Origin of the sequence: Citrobacter sp. Cpo148, from assembly GCF_030332375.1 — a bacterium.
GTDB lineage: Bacteria > Pseudomonadota > Gammaproteobacteria > Enterobacterales > Enterobacteriaceae > Citrobacter > Citrobacter portucalensis.
On sequence record NZ_JAOWHY010000040.1, the window covers coordinates 12,392 to 37,962 of the forward strand.

21 protein-coding genes are annotated in these 25,571 nt (G+C 52.9%); 15 read left to right on the plus strand and 6 right to left on the minus strand.

Annotation, left to right across the window (positions count from 1 at the left end; genetic code table 11):
• The first annotated feature begins 22 nt into the window (after positions 1 to 22).
• From OGY10_RS04330 to pdxY, 7 genes are all read left to right on the plus strand, one after another.
• Entirely contained in the window at positions 23 to 943 is a 921-nt protein-coding gene (locus OGY10_RS04330; RefSeq protein ID WP_191226460.1) for a dihydrodipicolinate synthase family protein, read from the plus strand.
• 14 nt (positions 944 to 957) lie between these two features.
• Positions 958 to 2,565 (plus strand): aldehyde dehydrogenase (NADP(+)), encoded by a 1,608-nt coding sequence (locus OGY10_RS04335; RefSeq protein ID WP_191227229.1) that lies wholly within the window; start codon positions 958 to 960, stop codon positions 2,563 to 2,565.
• An 11-nt stretch (positions 2,566 to 2,576) separates the two neighbouring features.
• On the plus strand, positions 2,577 to 4,178 hold the full coding sequence (locus OGY10_RS04340) for an APC family permease (protein WP_048227169.1): 1,602 nt from the start codon (positions 2,577 to 2,579) through the stop codon (positions 4,176 to 4,178).
• Between the two features lie 11 nt (positions 4,179 to 4,189).
• Positions 4,190 to 5,200, plus strand: a complete 1,011-nt coding sequence (locus tag OGY10_RS04345; protein ID WP_191226459.1) for an Ldh family oxidoreductase — start codon at positions 4,190 to 4,192, stop codon at positions 5,198 to 5,200.
• 810 nt (positions 5,201 to 6,010) lie between these two features.
• The gene (locus tag OGY10_RS04350; protein WP_016155590.1) at positions 6,011 to 7,381 is read left to right on the plus strand and encodes a tyrosine phenol-lyase; all 1,371 of its coding nucleotides are present in this window, start codon (positions 6,011 to 6,013) and stop codon (positions 7,379 to 7,381) included.
• A 189-nt stretch (positions 7,382 to 7,570) separates the two neighbouring features.
• On the plus strand, positions 7,571 to 8,836 hold the full coding sequence (locus OGY10_RS04355) for an aromatic amino acid transporter (RefSeq protein ID WP_003830097.1): 1,266 nt from the start codon (positions 7,571 to 7,573) through the stop codon (positions 8,834 to 8,836).
• 11 nt (positions 8,837 to 8,847) lie between these two features.
• Positions 8,848 to 9,705 carry a pyridoxal kinase PdxY gene (gene pdxY, locus OGY10_RS04360; RefSeq protein WP_060682807.1) on the plus strand — a complete coding sequence of 286 codons (858 nt, stop codon included), beginning with the start codon at positions 8,848 to 8,850 and terminating at the stop codon, positions 9,703 to 9,705.
• Positions 9,706 to 10,205: 500 nt separating this feature from the next.
• Here the strand turns inward: pdxY and OGY10_RS04365 are convergent, their stop codons facing one another.
• A complete protein-coding gene (locus OGY10_RS04365; RefSeq protein WP_057068974.1) occupies positions 10,206 to 11,759 on the minus strand; it encodes an L-lactate permease in 1,554 nt (517 codons plus the stop codon).
• 581 nt (positions 11,760 to 12,340) lie between these two features.
• Here OGY10_RS04365 and OGY10_RS04370 point away from each other — a divergent pair.
• The 3 genes from OGY10_RS04370 to OGY10_RS04380 are packed head-to-tail and all read left to right on the plus strand — an operon-like array spanning position 12,341 to position 15,186.
• The gene (locus tag OGY10_RS04370; RefSeq protein ID WP_001102107.1) at positions 12,341 to 13,060 is read left to right on the plus strand and encodes a (Fe-S)-binding protein; all 720 of its coding nucleotides are present in this window, start codon (positions 12,341 to 12,343) and stop codon (positions 13,058 to 13,060) included.
• Between the two features lie 10 nt (positions 13,061 to 13,070).
• Positions 13,071 to 14,498, plus strand: coding sequence for a LutB/LldF family L-lactate oxidation iron-sulfur protein (locus OGY10_RS04375; RefSeq protein ID WP_008786085.1), 1,428 nt, complete (start codon positions 13,071 to 13,073; stop codon positions 14,496 to 14,498).
• The gene (locus OGY10_RS04380; RefSeq protein ID WP_057067064.1) at positions 14,491 to 15,186 is read left to right on the plus strand and encodes a LutC/YkgG family protein; all 696 of its coding nucleotides are present in this window, start codon (positions 14,491 to 14,493) and stop codon (positions 15,184 to 15,186) included. The genes OGY10_RS04375 and OGY10_RS04380 overlap by 8 nt, the downstream gene beginning before the upstream one ends.
• 49 nt (positions 15,187 to 15,235) lie before the next feature.
• On the opposite strand, the gene gntP is transcribed toward OGY10_RS04380, so the two are convergent.
• Positions 15,236 to 16,579 carry a gluconate permease GntP gene (gntP, locus tag OGY10_RS04385; RefSeq protein ID WP_003033260.1) on the minus strand — a complete coding sequence of 448 codons (1,344 nt, stop codon included), beginning with the start codon at positions 16,577 to 16,579 and terminating at the stop codon, positions 15,236 to 15,238.
• A gap of 261 nt (positions 16,580 to 16,840) precedes the next feature.
• On the opposite strand from gntP, the gene uxuA reads away from it, so the two are divergent.
• From uxuA to OGY10_RS04410, 5 genes are all read left to right on the plus strand, one after another.
• The gene (gene uxuA, locus OGY10_RS04390; protein WP_103285819.1) at positions 16,841 to 18,025 is read left to right on the plus strand and encodes a mannonate dehydratase; all 1,185 of its coding nucleotides are present in this window, start codon (positions 16,841 to 16,843) and stop codon (positions 18,023 to 18,025) included.
• A gap of 80 nt (positions 18,026 to 18,105) precedes the next feature.
• Complete coding sequence (locus OGY10_RS04395; RefSeq protein ID WP_191226458.1) at positions 18,106 to 19,581, plus strand: fructuronate reductase; 1,476 nt, start codon at positions 18,106 to 18,108, stop codon at positions 19,579 to 19,581.
• Between the two features lie 175 nt (positions 19,582 to 19,756).
• Entirely contained in the window at positions 19,757 to 20,530 is a 774-nt protein-coding gene (gene uxuR, locus OGY10_RS04400) for a Uxu operon transcriptional regulator (RefSeq protein WP_008786090.1), read from the plus strand.
• Between the two features lie 627 nt (positions 20,531 to 21,157).
• On the plus strand, positions 21,158 to 21,367 hold the full coding sequence (locus OGY10_RS04405; protein ID WP_003830087.1) for a hypothetical protein: 210 nt from the start codon (positions 21,158 to 21,160) through the stop codon (positions 21,365 to 21,367).
• A 193-nt stretch (positions 21,368 to 21,560) separates the two neighbouring features.
• Positions 21,561 to 22,616, plus strand: coding sequence for a porin (locus OGY10_RS04410; RefSeq protein WP_191226457.1), 1,056 nt, complete (start codon positions 21,561 to 21,563; stop codon positions 22,614 to 22,616).
• A 63-nt stretch (positions 22,617 to 22,679) separates the two neighbouring features.
• Here OGY10_RS04410 and OGY10_RS04415 read toward each other — a convergent pair whose 3' ends face one another.
• From OGY10_RS04415 to yjiL, 4 genes are all read right to left on the minus strand, one after another.
• On the minus strand, positions 22,680 to 23,081 hold the full coding sequence (locus tag OGY10_RS04415; protein ID WP_032942287.1) for a hypothetical protein: 402 nt from the start codon (positions 23,079 to 23,081) through the stop codon (positions 22,680 to 22,682).
• 191 nt (positions 23,082 to 23,272) lie between these two features.
• On the minus strand, positions 23,273 to 24,460 hold the full coding sequence (locus OGY10_RS04420) for an MFS transporter (protein WP_191226456.1): 1,188 nt from the start codon (positions 24,458 to 24,460) through the stop codon (positions 23,273 to 23,275).
• A 94-nt stretch (positions 24,461 to 24,554) separates the two neighbouring features.
• Positions 24,555 to 24,806 carry a putative Se/S carrier protein gene (locus tag OGY10_RS04425; protein WP_057067059.1) on the minus strand — a complete coding sequence of 84 codons (252 nt, stop codon included), beginning with the start codon at positions 24,804 to 24,806 and terminating at the stop codon, positions 24,555 to 24,557.
• On the minus strand, positions 24,803 to 25,570 hold the full coding sequence (gene yjiL, locus OGY10_RS04430; protein WP_008786095.1) for a putative 2-hydroxyacyl-CoA dehydratase activator YjiL: 768 nt from the start codon (positions 25,568 to 25,570) through the stop codon (positions 24,803 to 24,805). Before yjiL ends, OGY10_RS04425 begins: the two co-directional genes overlap by 4 nt.
• Position 25,571 lies beyond the last annotated feature (1 nt).

Genomic DNA, 25,571 nt, shown 5'->3' on the forward strand with positions numbered 1-25,571 from the left:
AATTGACGACAAGGAACCGAACATGAGCAAGAAAGCCATTCACTGGAGCGGTGTATTCCCGGCAGTCAGCACCCAGTTTCGTAGCGATTATTCCCTGGATCTGGATGCCACCCATACGGTGATGAAAAACCTGGTCAAGGATGGTGTTTCTGGCCTGGTGGTGTGCGGCAGCGTGGGGGAGAACACCTCTCTGACCACGCAGGAAAAGCTGCAGATCATCGAAGTAGCGAAAGATGCAGCGGGCGGTAAGATCCCAGTCATTGCGGGGGTGGCCGAATTCACCACCGCGTTTGCACAGAAGATGGCGAAAGAGGCAGAGCGCGTGGGCGTCGACGGTATTATGGTGATGCCTGCGCTGGTGTATTCCTCAAAACCGCATGAAACAGCGGCCCACTTCCGCAGTGTGGCTACGGCTACCGACCTGCCTATCATGGTGTACAACAACCCGCCGATTTACAAAAACGACGTGACGCCGGACATCCTGGCGACGCTTGCCGACTGCGACAACATCGTCTGTTTCAAAGACTCCTCCGGCGATACCCGCCGTTTTATCGACCTGCGTAATTCTGTTGGCGACCGCTTTGTGCTGTTCGCTGGGCTGGATGATGTGGTGGTCGAGAGCATTGCCGTTGGGGCGGAAGGCTGGATCTCCGGAATGTCGAACGCCTTCCCGCGTGAAGGGGAGACGTTGTTCCGCCTGGCGAAACAACAGCGTTATGAGGAAGCGATGGCGCTTTACCGCTGGTTTATGCCGTTGCTGCATCTGGATGCGCGCCCGGATCTGGTGCAGTGCATCAAGCTCTGTGAAGAATTGCTGGGGCGTGGCAGCGCCATTACCCGTCCACCGCGTCTGGCGCTGGAAGGGGATACCCGTGCGCAAGTGGTGGCGATTGTTGAGAAGGCGCTGGCGACCCGTCCACAGCTGCCGGATGTTGGCCTTTAAGTAAAGGAGTGATGATGACGCTACCTCTCTCTGTTTCGGGTCAGCAGTTTATCGCCGGACGCCGCGTGGCAAGCGGTGAGGCGACGCTGCCAAGCCTGCGTGCCGCTGACGGCAAGCTGACCGGATACCATTTTTACCCGGCCTCTCATGAGGAGGCCGCCGCCGCGGCGGAGGCGGCTGACCAGGCGTTTCCTGTCTATTCACAGACAGCGCCAGACGTGCGTGCCCGCTTTCTCGACACCCTTGCCGACGAGCTGGATTTGCTCGGCGAGGATTTTTTCGCCATAGCCCACCAGGAAACGGCGCTGCCACTGGCGCGGTTACAGGGAGAGCGCACCCGTACCAGTAATCAGCTGCGCATGTTTGCCGGGGTGCTACGTCGGGGCGATGCCTTTGGCGTACGTATTGATACCGCACTCCCTGACCGCCAGCCCCTGCCGCGTCCGGATCTGCGTCAGTATCTGACCGCGCTTGGCCCGGTGGCGGTGTTCGGGGCCAGCAATTTTCCGCTGGCCTTTTCTACGGCAGGAGGCGATACCGCATCCGCGCTGGCGGCGGGTTGTCCGGTGGTGGTGAAAGCCCATCCCGGACATATGGCGACGGCGGAATTGACTGCCCAGGCGATTGTGCGTGCGGTCGCGGCATCTGGCCTGCCTGCGGGCGTTTTTAACATGATTTTCGGCACCGATATTGGCGCGGATCTGGTTCGCCATCCGGCGATTCAGGCGGTGGGTTTTACCGGTTCGCTGCGCGGCGGTAAGGCGCTCTGGCAGCTGGCGCAGCAGCGTCCGCAGCCGATCCCCGTCTTTGCGGAAATGTCGGCCATTAACCCGCTGATTATTCTGCCGCAGGCCGTCGCCACGCGGGCAGAAACGCTGGCCAATGAGCTGGTGTCCTCTTTCACTTTGGGATGTGGGCAGTTTTGTACCAAGCCGGGGCTGATCCTTGTCTTACGCGGCGAGGGTATGTCCCGCTTCACGCAGGCGCTGAAGGTCGCGGTTGACCAGGCACCGGCACAGATCATGCTGAATGCCCCGACGCTTGCCCATTATGAAGAGGGTGTCAGCGCGCTTGAGGCACATCCTCATATTCAGCGTTTGGCAGGGTCTGATGAATCGGTTATCGGCCGCGCGCAGGCCCGGTTGTATCAGGCTCCGGCTTCGCTGCTGCTGGAACAGGATCCACTGCTACAGCAGGAGGTGTTTGGCCCGCTGGCAGTGTTGGTCGAGGTGGCCGATGAGGCGGAGTTGCAGTCCATTTTGCGCGTGATTCCGGGCCAACTGACGGCTACTGTGCACGCCGAATCTGATGATGGGCCGCTGGCACAGCGCCTGCTGCCAGCCCTCACTGAAAAAGCGGGACGCGTTTTGTTTAACGGTTATCCGACCGGGGTCGAGGTCTGTGATGCCATGGTGCACGGCGGTCCGTGGCCTGCCACCACCGATGCTCGCGGTACCTCGGTAGGGACGCAATCCATCGACCGTTTTTTACGCCCGGTATGCCTGCAAAATGTGCCTGCCGCGCTGCTTCCGCCTGCTGTCCAGGATGACAACCCTCTGAACCTGCTGCGCCTGATTAACGGGCAGTGGACCCGGGAAGCCATTTCCCCCTCTGTTGACTGAAGGGCATGACCATGACGATTCACTCTACGCACCAAACACAGGCCCGCGTTGCTGAGGTGGGTAAATTTAAAAAGCAGCTAACGCTAACCGACCTGACGTTTATTGGGCTTGGGGCTATCTTCGGTTCCGGCTGGCTGTTTGCCGCAAGCCATGTGGCATCGATTGCCGGACCTGCGGGCATTGCCTCGTGGGTCATCGGTGGGATTGCCGTTCTGCTGTTAGGGATTGTCTATTGTGAGCTGGGCGCGGCACTGCCTCGTGCCGGGGGGATTATCCGTTATCCGGTCTTTTCCCACGGTGAGTTGATGGGGTATCTGCTTGGATTTATTACGTTGATTGCGTTTTCAAGCCTCATCTCCATAGAGATTGTTGCTGCGCGGCAGTATGCGGCAGCATGGTTCCCGATGCTGACTCAAACTGGTTCAAGCGACCCAACGTTGCTGGGATGGGTAGTGCAGTTTTTGCTGCTGTGTTTGTTCTTCGGGCTGAATTACTACAGTGTAAAAACGTTTGCCCGTTCCAATAACATCATCAGTATTCTGAAATTTTTGGTGCCGTTGGCGGTCGTTGTGACGCTCTTTACCTTTTTCAAACCTGAGAACCTGCACGTTCAGGGAATTGCACCCTTTGGTATGTCGGGCGTTGAGGCTGCGATTAGCGCCGGTGGGATCATCTTCGCCTACCTGGGGTTGACGCCAATTATTTCTGTGGCGAGTGAAGTAAAGAATCCGCAGCGTACCATTCCGGTGGCGCTGATTTTATCCGTGGTGCTGTCGACGATTATTTACGTGCTGTTGCAGTTGGCATTTCTTGGCAGTATTCCTACCGATATGCTGGGTGGCGGCTGGGCGGAGATCAGCAAGCAATTCTCGCTGCCGTACCGGGATATCGCCATTACGCTCGGTATGGGCTGGCTGGCGTTTATGGTGGTGTGCGACGCGATTGTCTCCCCAAGTGGTACCGGCAATATCTACATGAACGCCACGCCGCGCGTGATTTATGGTTGGGCGAAAGCTGGCACCTTCTTTAAGACGTTTACCCACATCGATAAAGAGTCTGGCATTCCGCGTCCGGCGCTGTGGCTGACCTTTGCATTGTCTATCTTCTGGACATTGCCGTTCCCGTCATGGGAACAGCTGATAAGCGTGGTGTCGGCGGCGCTGGTACTGAGCTACGCCATTGCCCCTGTCACGGCGGCGGGGCTGCGTCGTAATGCACCGGATTTGCCGCGCCCATTCCGCGTGCGTGCCTTCGGGATTATCGGTCCGGTGTCGTTTGTGATTTCGGCGCTGATTGTATTCTGGTCTGGCTGGGGCACGCTGTCATGGCTACTGGGACTGCAGATTGTGATGTTTGTCGTCTATGTGCTTTGCAAATCAAAAGTGCCGGTACACACCGTAAGTCTGGCGCAGCAGGTGAAATCGTCTCTGTGGCTTATCGCCTTCTACGCGCTGATTATGCTCTTCTCCTGGCTGGGTAGTTTTGGGGGCACAGGGGTGATTGGCCATCCGTGGGATACGGTGGTGGTGGCGGTGATGTCGCTGGGAATTTACTACTGGGGTGAGCGAACCTGTCTGCCGCGGGCTAACTTTACCGGTGATGAAGAAGAGTAAAGGAGTCGGTCATGGAGATGGTAAACCTCTCGTTAACAGAGGCTTATGCGCTGGCATATAAGGTGCTGCGCGGGAACGGATTCAGTGAAGCGCATGCCGTGGCGATCGCGACCAACGTGACCCACGGTGAGCGTGATGGCTGTGCCTCGCATGGTTTGTGGCGGTTGCTGGGGATTGTGGAGACGCGACGTAAAGGAAAGGTGTCACCTGACGCTGAGCCGGTTATCACCGATACCGCGCCGGCCATTGTGAAGGTGGACGCCGGTGGAGCATTTTCCCTGCTGGCATTCGAGCGCGCGCTTCCACTGCTGATAGAAAAGGCGCGCCACAGCGGTATTGCAGCCCTGGCGATTAACCGCTGTGTGCACTTTTCGGCGCTGTTTGCCGACGTTGAGCCGCTCACCGAGGCAGGGCTGGTGGCGCTGGCGACGACGCCCAGCCATGCGTGGGTTGCTCCCGCAGGCGGGACGCAGCCGCTTTTTGGCACTAACCCAATAGCATTTGGCTGGCCGCGTGAAGAAAAATCCCCGTTTATCTTCGACATGGCCACCAGTGCGGCGGCACGGGGAGAGATCCAACTCCATCAACGGGCGGGAAAAGCGGTGCCGGAAGGGTGGGGGATTGACGGTGACGGTCAGGCCACCACCGACGCGCAGGCGATCCTCGACGGTGCGATGTTGACGTTTGGCGGGCATAAAGGGTCGGCACTGGCGGCAATGGTGGAACTGCTTGCCGGACCGCTCATCGGCGATATGACCAGCGCGGAATCGCTGGCGTGGGATAAAGGGGCGGGCGGGTTGCCCTATGGTGGCGAGCTGATTCTGGCTCTGGACACGGCCCGCTTTCTGGGACGGGAGGCTCCGCAGCATCTGGCACGTGCCGAGAGACTCTTTGCCGATATGCAGCGGCAAGGAGCGCGTTTGCCGGGCGAGCGTCGCTATCATTCCCGTATGCGTACAACTCGTGACGGTGTAGAAATAACCCATTCGCTGTTCAAGGATATATCCGCGTTAGTGAAATAATTATCGCGAGAACAGGAGGGATGATGTCCCTCCTGTTATACGTTTATATAAATAGTTACTGTGATTAGCGATGCGCAGGTGTTAGCACACCTTCGTATCTAGCTAATAAAACCCCTGTAAATTCCCCCAGTGATCTTCGGTAAGCCCAGATGTAAATAAGATGAAATAAGCGCGAATAGCATGCTTTTGGAATAAATAGAAAACGCCTTCATCCCAATAAATCCGGTATTATTAATCGTATTTATTCATTATCTTTCACGCGCCTGAATATCCCCACGCTCCAGAAAACAACGCCTGTCGGCATCAGACCAAAAATGCGATCTAACTCACTGAAGCAAATAGCAAACTCTGAAACAACGCTTAATTGTACACTTTGCTTTACACTTTTAGTGATGTGAATCACAAATTTAAACCCGCGAAGTGATCCGACTCTCACAAATTGGGGTGTACTCATTGAGCAATACATTATGAGAACAGCCTGGAAAGTTAAGTTTTCAGTATTTTCCCTCTCCAGTGACATGCAACGGTGAAGGGCAATTCAACACGCAAAAAAAACTCGTTGAATATGAACGGGTAAAAAAATGACGTGTGATTTGCATCACTCACATTTACAGCTTTTTAAATTATTGCCAGTGATTAATGTTGACCGGGCTATTTCCATAATCAATCAAATCTTGCATAGTGCCTCCACATTATTTCTCCCCCTGACTCAGGAGGCGAATAGTTATATTTCATCAGACATTATTGATGAACCAGGTATGATTTACTTCACATTAATACGTACATGACCACTGTTACTGGAGAAACAAAATGAATTATCCGGCAGAACCCTTCCGTATTAAAAGCGTTGAAACTGTATCTATGATCCCGCGTGATGAGCGCCTTAAGAAAATGCAGGAAGCGGGTTACAATACTTTCCTGTTAAATTCGAAAGATATTTATATTGACCTGCTGACCGACAGTGGCACCAACGCAATGAGCGACAAGCAGTGGGCCGGAATGATGATGGGTGATGAAGCTTACGCGGGCAGCGAGAACTTCTATCATCTGGAAAGAACCGTGCAGGAACTGTTCGGCTTTAAACATATTGTTCCGACTCACCAGGGGCGTGGCGCAGAAAACCTGTTATCGCAACTGGCTATTAAACCAGGGCAATATGTTGCCGGGAATATGTATTTCACTACCACTCGTTATCACCAGGAAAAAAATGGTGCGGTGTTTGTCGATATCGTTCGTGACGAAGCGCACGATGCCGGTCTGAATATTGCGTTTAAAGGTGATATCGATCTTAAAAAATTACAAAAACTGATTGATGAAAAAGGCGCAGAGAATATTGCGTATATCTGCCTGGCGGTGACGGTTAACCTCGCGGGCGGGCAGCCGGTCTCGATGGCGAACATGCGTGCGGTGCGTGAACTGACGGCAGCGCACGGCATTAAAGTGTTCTACGACGCTACCCGCTGCGTAGAAAACGCCTACTTTATCAAAGAGCAAGAGCAGGGCTTTGAGAACAAGAGCATCGCCGAGATCGTGCATGAGATGTTCAGCTACGCCGACGGTTGTACCATGAGTGGTAAAAAAGACTGTCTGGTGAACATCGGCGGCTTCCTGTGCATGAACGATGACGAAATGTTCTCTTCTGCCAAAGAGTTAGTCGTGGTTTACGAAGGTATGCCATCCTACGGCGGCCTGGCCGGACGCGACATGGAAGCGATGGCGATTGGCCTGCGCGAAGCCATGCAGTACGAGTACATCGAGCACCGCGTGAAGCAAGTTCGCTACCTGGGCGATAAGCTGAAAGCCGCTGGCGTACCGATTGTTGAACCGGTGGGTGGTCACGCGGTATTCCTCGATGCGCGTCGCTTCTGCGAGCATCTGACGCAGGACGAGTTCCCGGCACAAAGTCTGGCCGCCAGCATCTATGTGGAAACCGGCGTGCGCAGTATGGAGCGCGGAATTATCTCTGCGGGCCGTAATAACGTGACCGGTGAACACCACAGACCGAAACTGGAAACCGTGCGTCTGACTATTCCACGCCGTGTTTATACCTACGCGCATATGGATGTCGTGGCTGACGGTATTATTAAACTTTACCAGCACAAAGAAGATATTCGCGGGCTGAAGTTTATTTACGAGCCGAAGCAGTTGCGTTTCTTTACTGCACGCTTTGATTACATCTAAAAAATAGTTATGGCCCCATCACGTGATGGGGCTTTTTTGTATTCCTTTTCCATGAACAGGAAGCCTTTGCGGTGCCCGTTACCGTGACATAACTAAAAAAAGTAAACCCTGACTCCGACATTTTTATTATCCGCATGATGTACAAATGACAGCTGTAATTATAACGAATAGTCTACAGGAACATTTATCATGGATATTAATGCCATTGAGCGACAGAGTAGTACCCCCGGACTGATTAGCGGAACCATGTTGGTTATCGCGACCGTAGTGGGTGGCGGGATGTTCTCCCTGCCGATTGCGATGGCCGGCGTATGGTTCCCCGGTGCGTCTGTTATTCTTCTGTTTATCGCCATCATGATGTTATTAACCGGTCTGATGCTGGTTGAAGTCAACCTGCATTATGGCGCCGGTGCCAGTTTTAATACCTTTACTCAGGATTTATTAGGCCGTAAGTGGAATATCGTTGTCGGTATCGCTTTCGGCTTTGTGCTGTATATTCTGACCTATGCCTATATTTCCGGATCGTCAGCGGTGATGGCGCAAACCGTGTTCAAATACAGCGGCGTGCGTTTTCCGGCGAATATCTCGGTGGTGATCGTCAGTATGCTGGTCGGCGCGATTGCCTGGTACAGCTCCTTGCTGGTCGGACGCATCACTACCGTGTTGATTATCGGTAAGTTTATCGCGTTCTTTGCTACTTTCTCCGGGCTGGTTGGTCATATTGAAGTGGCGAAACTTGTCGACAGCGTGGCGGTGGCGCTGCCCAACTCACAGTACCTGCCTTACATTCTGATGACGCTGCCGTTCTGTATTATCTCGTTTGGTTTTCACGGTAACGTGCCGAGCCTGGTCAAGCTGTATGGCAAGAGTGGGGTCCCGAATATCACGCGTTCGATTATCATCGGTACGCTGTTTGCCCTGCTGCTGTATATCTTCTGGCTGGGCGTCACGATGGGTAACATCAGCCGTTCCGCGTTCCCGCCAATTATCGCCAAAGGCGGCAATATCGACGTGTTTGTTGAGGCCATCAGCGAGCTGTTCACCAGCCGGTATATGGATCTGATCCTGACCTTCTTCGGCAACTTCGCAGTAGCCAGTTCACTGCTGGCGGCGACGCTTGGCTTGTTCGATTATATCGCCGACCTGTTTCACTTCCCGGATGACGGCATGGGCCGCCTGAAAACCGCGCTGGTGACCTACTTCCCGCCAGCCGCCGTGTGCTTCTTCTTCCCGAACGGTTTTGTGCACGCGATTGGCTACGCCGGTCTGGCCTTTACCATCTGGAGCGTGATCCTGCCGCCGTTCCTGGTGAAAGCCGCGCGGAAACGTTTTCCGACCGCCAGCTATACCGCGCCCTGTAATAACACCGTGCTTAACCTGGTGATTGTCTGTGGAGCGGTTGTCTATCTGACGGTTGTTCTGGACGTATTTGGTCTGCTGCCAACGTTTCGTTAGACGGAGTCAAAATGAAAAACGTGTTGTCTGTTCAGTCGTCAGTCGTTTATGGCTATGCCGGAAATAAAGCCGCTGTGCTGCCGATGCAGCTTTCGGGGATCGATGTCTGGCCGTTTTACACCGTACAGTTCTCCAACCACACCCAGTACGGGATGTGGCAGGGCATGGCGATGCCGCACGGCGAGCTGAGCGCCATCATCAGCGGGCTGGATGACCTGCAAAAGCTGGCGCAATGCGACGCCGTGCTGTCCGGGTATCTCGGGGATAAACGCCATTGTGAAGAGGTGAAGCACGCGGTCACCACCATTCGTCAGCGTAATCCGCAGGCGCTCTATTTTTGCGATCCGGTGATGGGCGATCCGCAAAAAGGCTGCATTGTCGCGCAGGGCGTAGAGTCCTTTTTTGTCGATGATGCCATTCAACTGGCCGACATCATGGGGCCGAATCTCTATGAGCTGGGCGTGCTGACGGGCAGACAACTGCGTGGTTTTGACGAGGTGGTGGAAGCTGCGCAGCAGCTGGTGTCGTGGGGTGTGAAGAAGGTGCTGGTGAAGCATCTCGGCGACTGTTCGCGGGACAAACAGGCGTTTGAAATGCTGCTGGTGACGCCGGAACAGACGTTACACATTGCCCGGCCGCTGTATACCTTTGCCAAAATGCCGGTGGGCGTTGGGGATCTGATTTGCAGCGTGATGCTGGCTTCACTGCTCAATGGTTATGAGGACAAGCAGGCGCTGGAGCGGACCACCAGTGTCGTCGATGCGGTGATGCGACTGACGAAAGAGCATGATTCGTATGAACTGCGGCTGATAGATGCGCGTCACCAGATAATGGATCCGCAAATTCGCTATCGGGCAGCGGTACTGTAGCGCCACGAGGAGGCTCTATGTTTCTGACATTGCTGCGGCTTCAGCATCCTCTGGTCTACCGTTTCGCATGGCTTCGTCTGTGGGTGGCGGTGTTAAGAGCATGCGGTCTGCGTAAGAGGAAGGGGTGAGTATTTTTCGCTGCTGTCGCTGCCGGATATGGCTCGCGCCTTATCCGGCCTACAAATGAGCGTGAAACGCAGGCCTACAAATGAGTGTGAAATGTAGGCCTGATAAGCGAAGCGCCATCAGGCATAAGCGCCAGGTATTACACGCGGAAGTAGCGTGGTGGAATCAACGCGGAAAAGGCGTCGAACTTCTTCACCATCTTTTTCCAGAACAACATAACAACAATCCTCGATTTGAAACATCGGCGCTATTTTAGTCAGCGCCGACAAATCGTAAAGCCTGTCACCTTGTTCCGTTCCTGGGGCGGTGTAAACCTTTTTGGTCACTGTGTCGTCAAATACGATTGCCGCGAATTTGACGGGGTTGACAATGGCTTACGCCATAAACCAGTAATAAAAGAGACCAACCTTTAAGCCGAGGATCACAATGTAGGCGCAACAGTATTTCATGGTGCCAGACATAATCTGGTTGGCCTGACCGTCCATTTTGGTGGCAGAAACCGCGATGGCGATGCTTTGTGGCGAAATCATTTTCCCCCCCGTAGCGCCAGAGGTATTGGCCGCCGCCAGCCAGTTAGGATCGATATGCAACTTGCTGGCAGCAATGGTTTGCAGCTTGCCGAACAGAATGTTCGAGTTGGTATCGCTGCCGGTAACGAACGTGCCCAGCGCGCCAATCACCGGGGCGAGGAAGACGTACGAGCTGCCGGTCAGATCGACAATCGACTGCGCCAGCGTGGAGATAATCCCGCTGAGGTCCATCACCGTGGCCAGCGCGACGATCGCCATAATTGCGACGATAGAGTTTTTAAGCTGGAAAATGGTTTTGATAAATACTTCCAGCATCCCGCGTGCGGACGCCCCCTGAATAAAACCGCCGATAATGGTCGCAAAGATGATCAGCATCCCTGGTGTGGTCACCCATTCAACTTTCAGTGCCATCGTTTTACCGTCAGCCAACGTGAAATGCAGCACCGAAGCCAGTTGGGACGCCGCGCCTTTTATTGTCGGGAACAGCGGCGAACACAGCAGGATAAACACAAAAATAAACAGATAGATAGAGCCCACGCGGAACAGCACTTTTGCCGAGCGCGGCGTGGTTTCGCGGGTATGGCTGACCTCAATGCGCCACTCGGGATCGGTTTTCCCTTTGCGCAGGCGACTGACCATCGCCACGGCAAACAGGCTGACCAGGCTACCGGCAAAAGCGGGTAATTCCGCGCCAAGATGAATGGCGACAAAATATTGCGGAATCAGCGTGGAAATGCCGCAAATCAACGTGATCAGAAATACGCCACGAATGGCTTTCAGGCCGCCGCCAATAATGCAGACAATCACAAACGGCAGCAGGATATTAAACAGCGCGAGCTGCAAAATAATGGTTCCGCCTAAGGTATAAACCGGCAGATTAACCTGTTCAGCCAGAATAGAAACCGGGATCCCGACCGCGCCGAATGCGGTGGGAACGGTATTCGCCACGAGAGAAGCAATCGCTGCTTTCAGCGGGTTGAATCCCAGCGCAATGAGAATGCCGATCGGAATAGCGACCGCCGTGCCATAGCCCGCTGCGGCTTCAAGAAATCCACCAAAACACCATGAAATCAGCAGCACCTGAATACGCTTATCTTCGCTAATGCTGGCGAGAATATCGCGCAAAATATCCAGTGCTTTGGTCGCTTGCATGACGTTATAACTGAAAATAGCGCCGAGGATCACAATCACGATCGGCCATAGTCCCTTCAGTGCGCCATAGCCTATCGCGGCTTTCAGATTTTGTACGGGCATTTCCCAGAATATTGCCGATAGTGCAGCGGTGAATACCAAAGAAATCAGTACGGAATAATGGATGGGCATTTTTAATTTCAGTATTAAAAATACCATAAGTAGTAAAGGAGATAGTGCCAGGGCAAACATAAAATATTCGTTCATTGCTATTCCTGATTGGTTCATTAAACCTGATTTATATTTATGGCGGGAAGGCTACATTGCTGTGTAAATAAAATATGTAAACTGAATCGCTTCAGTGAATAAAGTAATTATGATTTATGGTTTTGTAACTATTGTAATCTTTTAATTAAAATTCAATGCCAGATAAATATACTTAAGAGCAAGATAAATACCCATAAGTGGTTATTTAATAACATTTTTAATAATGGTAGTGACGAAGGTAGTAATCATTCGAAACTATTTTATAAGGTGTTAATAACACTGTTGTTTTCAATATAAAAATGTGAGCAAGTCCGAAATAAATAAACATGGGTATTGCATATGCATGTTGATTAGGGGATTATTTGATTTTGTCATACAAATGAAAATACAGACATTTGCGATTGTCCTGATATAAGAAGAGGAGAGTCGCTATCAAAGGAAAACGATCCGTGCATCATAATGAACCCAGACATTAGTAAAACAAGCAAATACAAAAACTGGGCGTGAAATACAGCTGAATCTTTGCTTGATATCGCGATATCAAGCGCAATAAACAGAAATGAAGCAATGGAGTAGTTATTGTGAATGTAAATTTCTTTGTTACCTGCATTGGTGACGCACTGAAATCACGGATGGCACGAGACTCCGTATTGCTGCTGGAAAAACTGGGTTGTCGCGTGAATTTCCCCGAGAAGCAAGGGTGTTGCGGTCAGCCAGCCATCAACAGCGGATACATCAAAGAGGCGATCCCCGGGATGAAAAACCTGATCGCCGCGCTGGAAGACAACGACGATCCGATTATCTCCCCGGCAGGCTCCTGCACCTACGCGGTAAAAAGCTACCCGACGTATCTGGCCGATGAACCGGAATGGGCGCTGCGTGCTGAGAAAGTTTCCGCGCGTATGCAGGATCTCACCTCCTTTATCGTCAACAAACTGGGCGTGGTGGACGTTGGTGCCAGCCTCCAGGGCCGCGCTGTGTATCATCCTTCCTGTAGCTTGACCCGCAAACTGGGGGTGAAGGAAGAGCCGCTCACGCTGCTGAAAAACGTGCGTGGACTGGAGCTGTTGACGTTTGCCGATCAGGATACCTGTTGCGGCTTTGGCGGGACGTTCTCGGTCAAGATGGCCGAGATATCCGGTGAGATGGTGAAAGAGAAAGTCTTACATCTGATGGATGCAAAGCCGGAATATTTGATTGGCGCAGACGTTAGCTGCCTGCTGAACATTGGCGGCCGACTGCAACGGGAAGGCCAGCCGGTCAAAGTGATGCATATTGCTGAAGTGCTGATGAGCCGCTGAGGGGAAAGAGATGTCGATAAAAACCAGCGATGTAGAATTTAAACTGCGTATTCGTCAGCAGATAGAAGATCCGATCATGCGCAAAGCCGTGGCTAATGCGCAGGAGCGTATCGGCGCGAATCGGCAAAAAATGGTCGATGAGTTAGGCCACTGGGAAGACTGGCGCGATCGTGCCAGCCAGATCCGCGATCACGTTCTGAGCAACCTCGACGCTTACCTGTACCAACTCTCCGAGAAAGTGACGGAAAACGGCGGACACGTCTATTTCGCCAAAACCAAAGAAGACGCCACTCGCTACATTTTGCAGGTCGCGCAGAGTAAAAATGCGAAGAAGGTGGTGAAGTCCAAGTCGATGGTGACCGAAGAAATCGGCGTCAACCACGTGCTGCAGGATGCCGGAATCCAGGTGATCGAAACCGATCTCGGGGAATATATTCTGCAGTTGGATCAGGATCCGCCTTCGCACGTCGTGGTCCCGGCGATTCATAAAGATCGCTACCAGATCCGCCGCGTGCTGAACGAACGTCTGGGGTACGACGGCCCGGAAACCCCGGAAGCTATGACCTTGTTCATTCGTCAGAAGATCCGCGAGGATTTCCTCAGTGCCGAAATCGGTATTACTGGCTGTAACTTTGCCGTGGCGGAAACCGGCTCGGTGTGTCTGGTGACCAACGAAGGCAACGCGCGCATGTGCACCACGCTGCCGAAAACGCACATTGCGGTGATGGGCATGGAGCGTATCGCGCCGACCTTTGCCGAGGTGGATGTGCTGATCACCATGCTGGCGCGCAGCGCCGTGGGCGCACGTCTGACGGGCTACAACACCTGGCTGACCGGCCCGCGTGAGGCGGATAACGTTGACGGACCGGAAGAGTTCCATCTGGTGATTGTCGATAACGGTCGCTCGCAAGTGCTGGGCTCAGAGTTTCGCGATGTGCTGCGCTGCATCCGCTGCGGAGCCTGTATGAACACCTGTCCGGCGTACCGCCACATCGGCGGACATGGCTATGGCTCTATCTATCCTGGACCTATCGGCGCGGTGATTTCTCCGCTGCTCGGCGGCTATAAAGATTTTAAAGACCTGCCGTACGCCTGTTCTTTATGCACGGCCTGTGACAGCGTCTGCCCGGTGCGTATTCCGCTTTCAAAACTGATCCTGCGTCATCGCCGGGTGATGGCCGAGGAGGGCATTACGCCGAAAGCCGAGCGACGGGCGATCAAAATGTTCGCCTATGCCAATAGCCATCCAGGGCTGTGGAAAGTCGGGATGATGGCGGGCGCGCATGCGGCGAGCTGGTTTATCAATGGCGGCAAAACCCCGCTCAAGGTTGGCGCGATTGGTGACTGGATGGAGGCGCGCGATCTGCCTGATGCTGACGGCGAGAGCTTCCGTAGCTGGTTTAAGAAACATCAGGCGCAGGAGAAAAAGAATGGATAACCGTACCGCGTTTTTAAACACCATCGCCCAGGCGCTGGGTCGCCCGCTGCGCTTCGAGCCGCAAGCAGATGCCGCGCCGGTTAACAACTATGCCAACGAGCGCCTGACCGAGCTTAGCCCCGAGCAGCGCTGCTCTGCGTTTATCCAGTTTGCCAGCGAAGTGATGCTGGCCCGCTGCGAACTGACCAGCGAGGACCAGGCCGCAGACGCGGCGCTGCGCCTGTGTAAAGAATTGGGTCAGCAGCCTGTGGTGCTGAGCGGCGACAGTCGGCTGGTGGATCTGGGTATCACCGAACGCTTACAGCAGGAATGCCACGCTGTGGTCTGGGACCCAGCGCGTGGTAGCGAAAATATTACTCAGGCCGAGCAGGCGAAAGTGGGCGTGGTGTATGCCGAGTATGGCCTGACCGAGTCCGGCGGCGTGGTACTGTTTTCCGCACCAGAGCGCGGGCGCTCCCTGAGCCTGTTGCCGGAGTCCTCGATTTTCGTGCTGCGTAAAAGCACCATTCTGCCGCGCGTGGCGCAGCTGGCAGAAAAACTGCATCAGAAAGCACAGGCCGGTGAGCGTATGCCATCATGCATTAATATCATCAGTGGACCCAGCTCGACGGCGGATATTGAGCTTATCAAGGTGGTCGGGGTGCATGGCCCGGTGAAGGCGGTGTATCTGATTATTGAGGATTGTTGAGGCAGGATGGAAAACCGCTCTGGCGCTATAGGCCAGAGCGGTATCGACGTTATGCAATCATGCTGATGATCAACACGATAATCAGGCCAACCACGGAGTTTACCAGCTCCAGCAGACCCCAGGTTTTCAGCGTATCCTTCACCGACAGGTCAAAGTAGCCTTTGAACAGCCAGAACGAAGCATCGTTGATATGGGTCAGGGTGTTGGAGCCGGCCGCTGTTGCCAGCACCAGCAACGCCGGGTCGACGCCCACCAGTTGACCGGTTGCCGGGTCGAGGATCGCTGCGCTAATAATCCCCGCCGCCGTCATGGCTGAGACCACGCCCTGACCCGTTGCCAGACGAATCAGCACGGTTATCAACCACGCCATGATGTAGGGAGAAATATTGCCGTGCGACATCAGCATGCCGATGGTATCGCCGATGCCGGTATCGATAATGGTTTGCTTCAGTACGCCGCCCGCGCCGATGATCAGGATCACCATGGCGATGCTTTTCACCGCGTTTTCAAAGGCGTTCATCACCCACTGCATATCGTGACCGCGCGCGGTACCAAACAGCACGAAGGCGACAACCATGGCGATAAACATCGCAATCGGCGAGGAGCCTAAGAAGTTGACCACTTCCCACGCCTGCGTCCCTTTCACCAGCCAGATGTTGGCGATGGTGGTGGAGATCATGATGATCGCCGGGATCAGCGGCACCAGAATAGACACGCCGAAGGACGGCAGGTTGTTCTGGTCAACCGGTACGTCGGCCTTCATGAATGACGGCGTTGGACGATCGAGGTTGCCGAGGAATTTCGGCAGGATAAGTCCGGCGCAGATCACGCTCGGAATGGTCACCAGGATACCGTAGATGTAAACCATGCCCATGTCAGCGCCGTAGGCGTTAACCAGCGCGACCGGACCCGGCTGCGGTGGGAACAGTGAGTGAGCGGTGGTGGCGGCGGCAACCGCAGGAATCGCCAACTTAAGGAACGGGATCTTCGCTTCCGCGGCAATGACGATCACCAGCGGTGCCAGCATAATAAACGCCACTTCATAGAACATCGCCAGGCCGAAGATCAGACCAATAATGATCACCGACAGCTGCACGTAACGTAGACCGAGTCGCGCCAGTAGCGTATGGGCAATCTGATGCGCCGCGCCGGAGTCAACCATCAGCTTACCGATGACTGCCCCGAATACCACGATAATCGCCAGCTCCCCCAGCGTGCTGCCAAAACCGGATTTCATGGTATGCAGCAGTTCCATTAAATCCATTCCCGCCAGCATACCGACCGAGAGTGCCGCCAACAGCAGAGCGACCATCGAGTTTATCTTGAATCTTAAATTGAGCACCAGCATCAGGCCGATGCCGAATACAACCCACAGAATATTGAGAACGTGCATATAACGTCTACCTTACTTTGGTTGAACTATTATGATTTTGGTTGAGATGTTACATATATTGGTCAACCTATGATGCGATGAATGTCACATTGCGTTACATGTTTACATTAATACTGGGTTGTATGGCCGTTAATTAGCGGTATGGTCAGCAGATATCGTGATTTGGTTAACCAATTTATCGCTTCAGGTTGACATGTAATACCAAAAGGAGGAATTTATGTGCCATATCGTCGAGTCCATAACGTAAACGAGGAATAAAACATGGAACAGACATGGCGCTGGTATGGTCCTAACGATCCGGTCACCTTAGCGGATGTGCGTCAGGCGGGTGCAACGGGCGTTGTCACTGCCTTGCACCATATCCCGAACGGGGAAGTGTGGACGGTTGATGAGATCCTAAAACGCAAAGCCATTATTGAGCAGGCGGGCCTGGTATGGTCGGTCGTCGAAAGCGTACCGATCCACGAAGACATTAAAACCCGTTCCGGCAACTATCAGCAGTGGATTGCCAACTACCAGCAAAGCCTGCGTAACCTGGCCGAGTGCGGCATTCGTACCGTGTGCTACAACTTTATGCCGGTTCTCGACTGGACCCGTACCGACCTGGAATACGTCCTGCCGGACGGCTCCAAAGCGCTGCGTTTCGATCAAATTGAATTTGCCGCCTTTGAGCTGCATATCCTTAAACGCCCGGGCGCGGAAGCGGACTACTCCGCCGAAGAGATTGCGCAGGCGCATGAACGCTTCACCACCATGAGCGAAGAAGACAAAGCACGTCTGACCCGCAATATCATCGCCGGTTTGCCGGGCGCGGAAGAGGGCTACACGCTCGACCAGTTCCGCCAGCATCTTGAACGCTATAAGGATATCGATAAAGCTGCGCTGCGTGAGAATTTTGCCGTCTTCCTGAAGGCGATTATTCCGGTAGCAGAAGAGGTCGGTGTGCGCATGGCGGTACACCCGGACGATCCGCCGCGCCCAATCCTTGGCCTGCCACGCATTGTTTCCACCGTGGAAGATATGCAGTGGATGGTCGATACGGTCAACAGCATGGCGAACGGTTTCACCATGTGTACCGGCTCCTACGGCGTTCGTGCGGATAACGACCTGGTCGACATGATCAAACAGTTTGGCCCGCGCATTTACTTCACCCATTTGCGCTCCACGCTGCGTGAAGATAACCCGAAAACCTTCCATGAAGCGGCGCATCTAAATGGCGACGTTGACATGTACGAAGTGGTGAAAGCGATCGTTGAGGAAGAACAGCGCCGTAAAGCCGAGGGCAAAGAGGATCTGATCCCTATGCGCCCGGACCACGGTCACCAGATGCTTGACGACCTGAAAAAGAAAACCAACCCAGGTTACTCCGCGATTGGTCGCCTGAAAGGCCTGGCGGAAGTGCGTGGCGTTGAGATGGCTATCCAGCGCGCATTCTTTAGCCGCTAAAGCAGTGTTGCCGGTCGCCTGTCTGGCCGGCTTTTTTCTTTTCTCACCGTTGGTCTTTCCGACGGGATCTGGAGTTCACGATGACAACGACAATTGCCAATAGCAACCTGCCGGTTGCGCGCCCCGCATGGGACAGCTCTCGTCTGCAATCCCGCATTGTTCACCTGGGATGCGGCGCTTTTCACCGCGCGCATCAGGCGCTGTACACCCACCATCTGCTGGAAACCACCGACAGCGACTGGGGTATCTGTGAAGTTAACCTGATGCCGGGTAATGACTGCATACTGATTGAAAACCTGCGCAAGCAACAATTGCTGTATACCGTGGCGGAAAAAGGCGCGGACAATACCGTGCTGAAAGTGATTGGCTCAATGAAAGAAGCCCTGCACCCGGAGCTTGATGGTTGTGATGGTATTTTACAGGCCATGGCACGCCCGCAGACGGCAATTGTCTCGCTGACGGTCACGGAAAAAGGCTACTGCACCGATGCTGCCAGCGGCCAGTTAGATCTCAATAACCCGCTGATTAAACACGATCTGGCAAATCCAGCCGCGCCGAAATCGGCGATTGGTTACATCGTACAGGCGCTGCATCTGCGTCGTGAGCAGGGGCTGGCGGCCTTTACCGTGATGTCCTGCGATAACGTGCGTGAAAATGGGCATGTGGCGAAAGTCGCGGTGCTGGGCCTGGCGCAGGCGCGTGACCCGCAGCTGGCGCAGTGGATTGAAGCAAACGCCACTTTCCCGTGCACCATGGTAGACCGCATTGTTCCGGCGGCAACGCCAGAAACGTTGCAGGAGATTGCCGACCAGTTGGGCGTTTACGATCCGTGCGCTATCGCCTGCGAACCGTTCCGCCAGTGGGTGATTGAAGACAACTTTGTTAACGGTCGCCCTGACTGGGACAAAGTCGGCGCACAGTTTGTTGCCGACGTAGTACCGTTTGAAATGATGAAACTGCGCATGCTCAACGGCAGCCACTCTTTCCTCGCTTATCTGGGCTATCTTGGCGGTTATGAAACCATCGCTGACACCATGACCAATCCAGCGTACAGCAAAGCGGCGTTTGCGCTGATGATGCAGGAGCAAGCGCCGACGCTGTCGATGCCGGAAGGTACCGATCTCAACGCCTACGCGACGCTGCTGATCGAGCGTTTCAGCAACCCATCTCTGCGCCACCGTACCTGGCAGATTGCGATGGACGGCAGCCAGAAACTGCCACAGCGCCTGCTGGATCCGGTGCGTCTGCATCTGCAAAACGGCAGCGGCTGGCGTCATCTGGCACTGGGCATCGCGGGCTGGATGCGCTACACCCAAGGTGTGGATGAACAGGGGCAGGTCATTGATGTTGTCGACCCAATGCAGGCCGAATTCCAGCGCATTAACCAACAATTCCAGGGAGCCGAACGCGTGACGGCGCTGCTGGGGTTGAGCGGCATTTTTGGTCACGATCTGGCTGAAAACGCCGACTTTGTTGCGACGGTTACCGCGGCGTATCAACAGCTGTGTGAACACGGCGCACGCGAGTGCGTTGCAGCGTTAAGCGCTGACGCATAACCTCCCTGGTATGACGGGTCAATCAAAATACTAATTTGGTTGACCCGTTTTCTGTTTTTGGCTTCCCGCAAATGCTATAGTTCAGGCGAAAAAACGTTATTGGTAGGCCGGATAAGGTGTGCGCAGTCATCCAGCCTCCGGATTCTGAATTGACGCATCTGACGGACATAACACGATGAAATCAAACACTTCTCAGCAAAGACCCTACCAGGAAGTGGGTGCAATGATCCGCGATCTGATTGTCCAGACGCCGTACCAGCCTGGTGAGCGCTTGCCGCCGGAGCGTGAAATCGCCGAGAGACTCAATGTCACTCGCACGGTGGTGCGCGAAGCGTTAATCATGCTGGAAATTAAAGGTCTGGTGGACGTGCGTCGTGGCGCCGGGATCTACGTACTCGACAATGCAGAAGCTCAGACCATCGACAGTTCGGATGTGAATCATTGCAATGATGCAGGCCCGTTTGAGCTGCTCCAGGCGCGACAGCTGCTGGAAAGCAACATCGCCGAATTTGCCGCGCTGCAGGCCACCCGCGAAGATATCGTCAAAATGCGCCAGGCGTTGCAACTGGAAGAGCGGGAGCTGGCCTCCAGCGAACCGAACGGTTCTGAAAGCGGTGACATGCAGTTCCATCTCGCTATCGCCGAGGCCACGCATAACAGCATGCTGGTGGAGCTGTTCCGCCAGTCATGGCAGTGGCGCGAGAACAACCCGATGTGGATCCAGCTTCATAGCCATCTCGATGATACCCACTATCGTAAAGAGTGGATGGGTGACCACAAACAGATCCTGGCAGCGTTAATCAAAAAGGATGCCCGCGCGGCCAAGCTGGCGATGTGGCAGCATCTGGAAAACGTCAAACAGCGCCTGCTGGAGTTTTCAAATGTTGATGACATCGACTTCGATGGCTATCTGTTTGACTCCTGGCCGCTGGATAAAGTTAACGCCTGATTTTACCACCTCTCATGCGGGCTGTTCCGGCCCGCTCGGCATTGCATGGCAACCTTTCTTTTTACGTCTTAAAGCTCATGTAAAAAATGGTTTCCATAGTCTTCAATGATCATTTTTTTCGCCGCCTCTGTGTGATGTAAATTGATTTTCATCAATTAAAAACAACTTATTTTTGCTTGCGAAAAAATGCGCTATTTACCTTATTTTTACCTTTTCGTGCGTATTTTTAGACAAAACTGGTCTGTATTAAGTGAGAATCAAAGTGATTTCCGCTGCGGTTAGGGCAGGGCCGCCTGGCATAGCAGCGCATAAAAACACGTGGTTTGCGTAAAAGTAGACATTAATAACGATATGTAACTTATTGGCAGCAATGATGTTTTGAATGCATGTCATTTTACATGTGAATGATTCATGCCTTTTTAATCAAATGAATAAAAACGAATATGTGTAAAGCTAACATTACACATTATTCTATAATCAAGTTATCTTTCATTTGAAATAGTGTTCCAGTTTTTCTTTGTTTATTAACAGTTTCATTACTATTGTGACTGTATTTTGCCGTTGACATGTTTTTACACTGACTGCATATTTCATCGCCATAAGCGTGTTTGCGTTCAGGAGATGACTATGCCCTCTCGAGATTACCCTGATATCCGAAAAGCCAGGGGAACCCGATCAAAAGATATGGTTCTATTAAGTGCCCGTGTCGATACTTCTCTATGGGAATATGTTCGGACGCTGGCATTTGAAACCCGTAAAAGTAAACAAGACATTATTGCCGAGGCATTAATGTTGCATCGCTCTATTAATGAGAGCACAAGCGAAGAATCTAAGTAATTACTCTCTGTTCGGGTTTTATTTAAAACCCAAAATTGAAATAGGTCTTGCCACTTCATTATTGCCTTTATTGGTATATTTTTTCGGTGTGTTATTGGTGTTTCCCCTTATCTGGAGGGGACTTTTTTATGTGGGCATTCCGCCTTCATAACAAAGTTGATAGCAAAATTCACAATTAAAAGTGAGTAATAACATGAAAAAGTCAGTAGTGGCATTAGCTGTAATAGCATTAGGGGTAACCTCCGCTCAGGCAGCGGAAATTTATAATAAAGATGGCAACAAACTGGATCTGTACGGCAAAGTGAAAGCGGTCCACTCCTGGACTGACGGCACCGATGCTGACGGCACCTACGCACGTCTGGGTTTTCGCGGTGAGACTCAAATCAACGATCAACTGACTGGCTATGGTCAGTTTGAAAGTCAGTTTGATGCCGCTAAAGCAGAAGGTTCTCAGAATGGTGTTAATACACGTCTGGCGTTTGCTGGTCTGGATTATGGCCATGACGTTAGCTTTGACTACGGTCGTAACTACGGTATCGCTTACGACGTGGGAGCTTACACTGACACTCTCTCAGAGTTCGGCGGTGACTCCTTTGAAGATGCTGACCGCTTCCTTACTTCACGCACTTCTGGCGTTGCAACACTCCGTACCAAAAATCTGTTTGGTGCCGTTGATGGCCTGAACGTTGGTGCGCAATATCAGGGTCAGGATGATACCAATACGGATCCGACCAAACAGCACGGTAACGGCTACGGCTTCTCCCTGGGTTATGACAATATCGCGGATTCTGGTGTTTCTGCCATTGCGGCCTATACAAATAGCTCAATTACCGCGGCCCAAAAGAAAGGCAATACAGACGGTAAATGGGATGGCGAAAACGCAGAATTCTGGGGTGCTGGCCTGAAATATGATGCAAACGCTATCTACGTTGCGACCATGTACGGCGAATCCCACAACCTGCTCCTGAATACGCACAAAAAAAATCCTCAGGATGTCCCTCAGGATGCGGACAAAGCGCAACACTTTGAAGCGATGGCGGCCTATGTGTTTGATTTTGGTCTGCGTCCGAACGTGGGCTACGTCCATACGCGTGACAACAACAATAACGATCTGACCGAATACGTTGCGCTGGGCACAGACTACTACTTCAACAAAAACATGGTTGCTGATGTGGGTTACAAAATTAACCTGCTCGATGGCAAAGACGGCGACAACAAGGTTGTTGCGGGTCTGACCTATCAGTTCTAAGTTTTTTGTTCTGGTATGAAAAAGGCGTCTTGGTTAAGACGCCTTTTTTACATCTGTTGGAGTTTAAACCGGCTGACTTTCTTTCATCTGTACACCGCTAAACAGCCATTGCCAGATGCCCACTTTTACCCATGCGACCACGCAGAGGATCAGATAAAAAAGCGGATTATGGGTAATGGTAACGCGCATGACTTCCATTAAATCCACATGCAAATTTCCGGCAATTGCCATATTGATAACAAAAATAGAGGCTACCGCGCTGGCCAGTAAAATAAGTATGGCATGTAACTTTGTTATCTCTGGTAACTTGCCAGAGGCCCATTGCCATAAGAATGTTGTTGATAACAGGAAGATAATAAACAATCCCAGTGCGCCAAACAGGCCAAAGTCTTTATAATCCTTTAGCGTACCAATTAAACCCGCCAAAATAATTAACCCCAGTAGTATTTTTTTAAACCACGACATAAAATTTTCCCGAAGATGGTGTTGATGTTGAATTAATATGTCCATTTTTACGCATTTTAAATTGAGTTTATAAATGAACAGCCGGGAATTATAAATTGTCTGACGGGTAATTGCCGATTATTTGCGGTTTATTAAATGCTGACATTTAATTACGGACTAATCCGAATATATCTTCTTTAGACGTTAGCCGGTTATACCCTTTTGGGCGAGGCGAAACGCTGTTTGTATAATTGCGTGAGGCTGATAAGTGCCGCAATAAACAACGCGACCGCGCCGCACACCGTGGCGTTAACGATCGCATGTGCGCCGCTTCCCAGAAGGCTGGTTAATAGCGGACCAAGTATTTGTCCAATGCCGTAAGTCAGAGTGACCAGGCCCAGCAGATTAATATTGCGCGGTACGCTTAGTTGACGGGCAAGCGGCATCACCAGTGAAGTGGTTCCCATAAACGTTGCGCCAAACCCCATGCTGCTTATCACCAGCAGCGGCAAGGAGCCGCTGGCGAGCGTCATGACCACGCAGGCGCTTTGAATCAGCAAATTCGCCGTCAGGCATTGCAATACTCCCCAGCGTCGGGCGGCCCACAGCCAGGCGAAACACCCCGGAATTATCGATATGCCGACCAGCGACCAGAGATGGGCAGTCAACAGCGGCGAACCGGCACTTTTCGCCATTAGCGGCAGGTAGGTGGCGACAATGATGTAGCCAAATCCGGCCAGCCCGTACAGTAGAGCCAGCAGCCACCAGGACATAGGCTGATGCTCTGTTTTTACCGGGGCCGCAGCGGGGAGCACGTGATCGCGAGATGGCAGGAGTATAACCAGTAGCACGAAGAACAGAGCCGAGGCTGCCGCTGCGCCCAGCCAGAGCGTGTGCGATGAAAGCGCAAAATGCAGACCGCTAATGACATATTCATTACCCAGCAAAATACCTGCACCAACGCCGGAGAACAACGCCGCGATCACGAAGGGATGCCGGGTATGATGCAGAACGATCATTGAGCCAAAGATCATCATACCGGCACTGGCGACGCCCGCCAGAAAGCGGATCAGCATCACCAGCGCGGGCTGCGTAAAGCTGGTCATCGCCAGAATCAGCCCTGCGGTAGCGAGCGCGGACGTTAGCAACATCGGGCGTAAGCGAGAGGGAAGATGAAAGAGCCCGAAGGAGAAGAGCAGGCTTCCTGCCAGATACCCGGCGTAGTTGGCGCTGGCAATCCAGGAGAGTTGGTCAAATGTAAATTGACCTTCCGACAGCAGCACCGGCAGCATTGGTGTATACAGAAAGCGCCCAATTCCCATACCCAGTGTTAAGACCAGCATGCCAAAAAGCGCGACGCTGATGGCATGACGATTTGAATCTGGGCTTCCCTGGGACATACGGACTCTCATTTCGCGCTGTTAGCTGATAATTGTTATATTACATGTGTAAATGATAATGAAAAGTAAAATAAAAATAAGTCCCCTGGCACGTTCAGGAAGGAGGAAAAGTGGCAAGGCAGCGCCAGTCTCCGTTTTCAAGACGGTAGATAGATTCGGTATGACCCGCAATTATCCACTCATCCTCCTTGCCAGCAACACAGTCGATGTAAATGCACAGCCCGCAGCCACCGCGTAGCTCGCGGGGAATATCTGCCACCCGAAAGCACATACCCGCAGCCTGTAGCGCTTTACGCGTTTTGATGACGCCGAGGGTAGTATGAAACAAGAACAGTGTTTCCTTCACTCACGTTTCCCCTGACGCTGACCAATTAACGCGGCCCCAATCGCCCCAGCAAACTGCGCGTCGGGATGCGTGTGTACGGGAATGCCAATGTGGCCTTCAAGCATACGAGCAAAGGCATGACAGTGGCTTACTCCCCCGGTAAATAACAGTGGAGCCTGCCCTGAAAGCCGTCCGATGAAATTCGCGCTGCGTCGGGCCATCGCGTTGATCACACCCGCTAAAATGGTCTCCGGCGCGACACCCGCAGAGCGCAGGCTGATAACCTCTGACTCGGCAAAAACCGTGCACATGCTGGTGATGGCATGTGGTTCGACGCCAGCGGTAATCGCATCTAACTGCTCTACGCTGGCGCCGAGCGTGCGTGAGATGACTTCCAGAAATCGTCCGGTCCCAGCCGCACATTTGTCGTTCATCAAGAAATCGCTGAGGTTACCATCATCATCTAGCTGGATGACTTTACTGTCCTGACCGCCGATATCAATCACTGTGCGGGTACCGGGAGCCAGCAAGCGTGCCCCCAGTCCGTGGCAGGAAATTTCAGTGACCTGTTTGTCAGCATAATCCACGAGCTGCCGTCCGTAGCCAGTGAGGGTTAAAAATGGTCTAACGTCCAGCCCGGCCTGCAGCGTTTCCCATGCCTGCGCGATTGCTTCGGCAGGGCGAAAAGGTGTTGGGCAGAGAAAGCGACGTCTGATGACGTTACTTTCCAGCAAAATACCTTTAGTCGCTGTGGAGCCGGAATCTATCCCTATTGAGTATGTCATC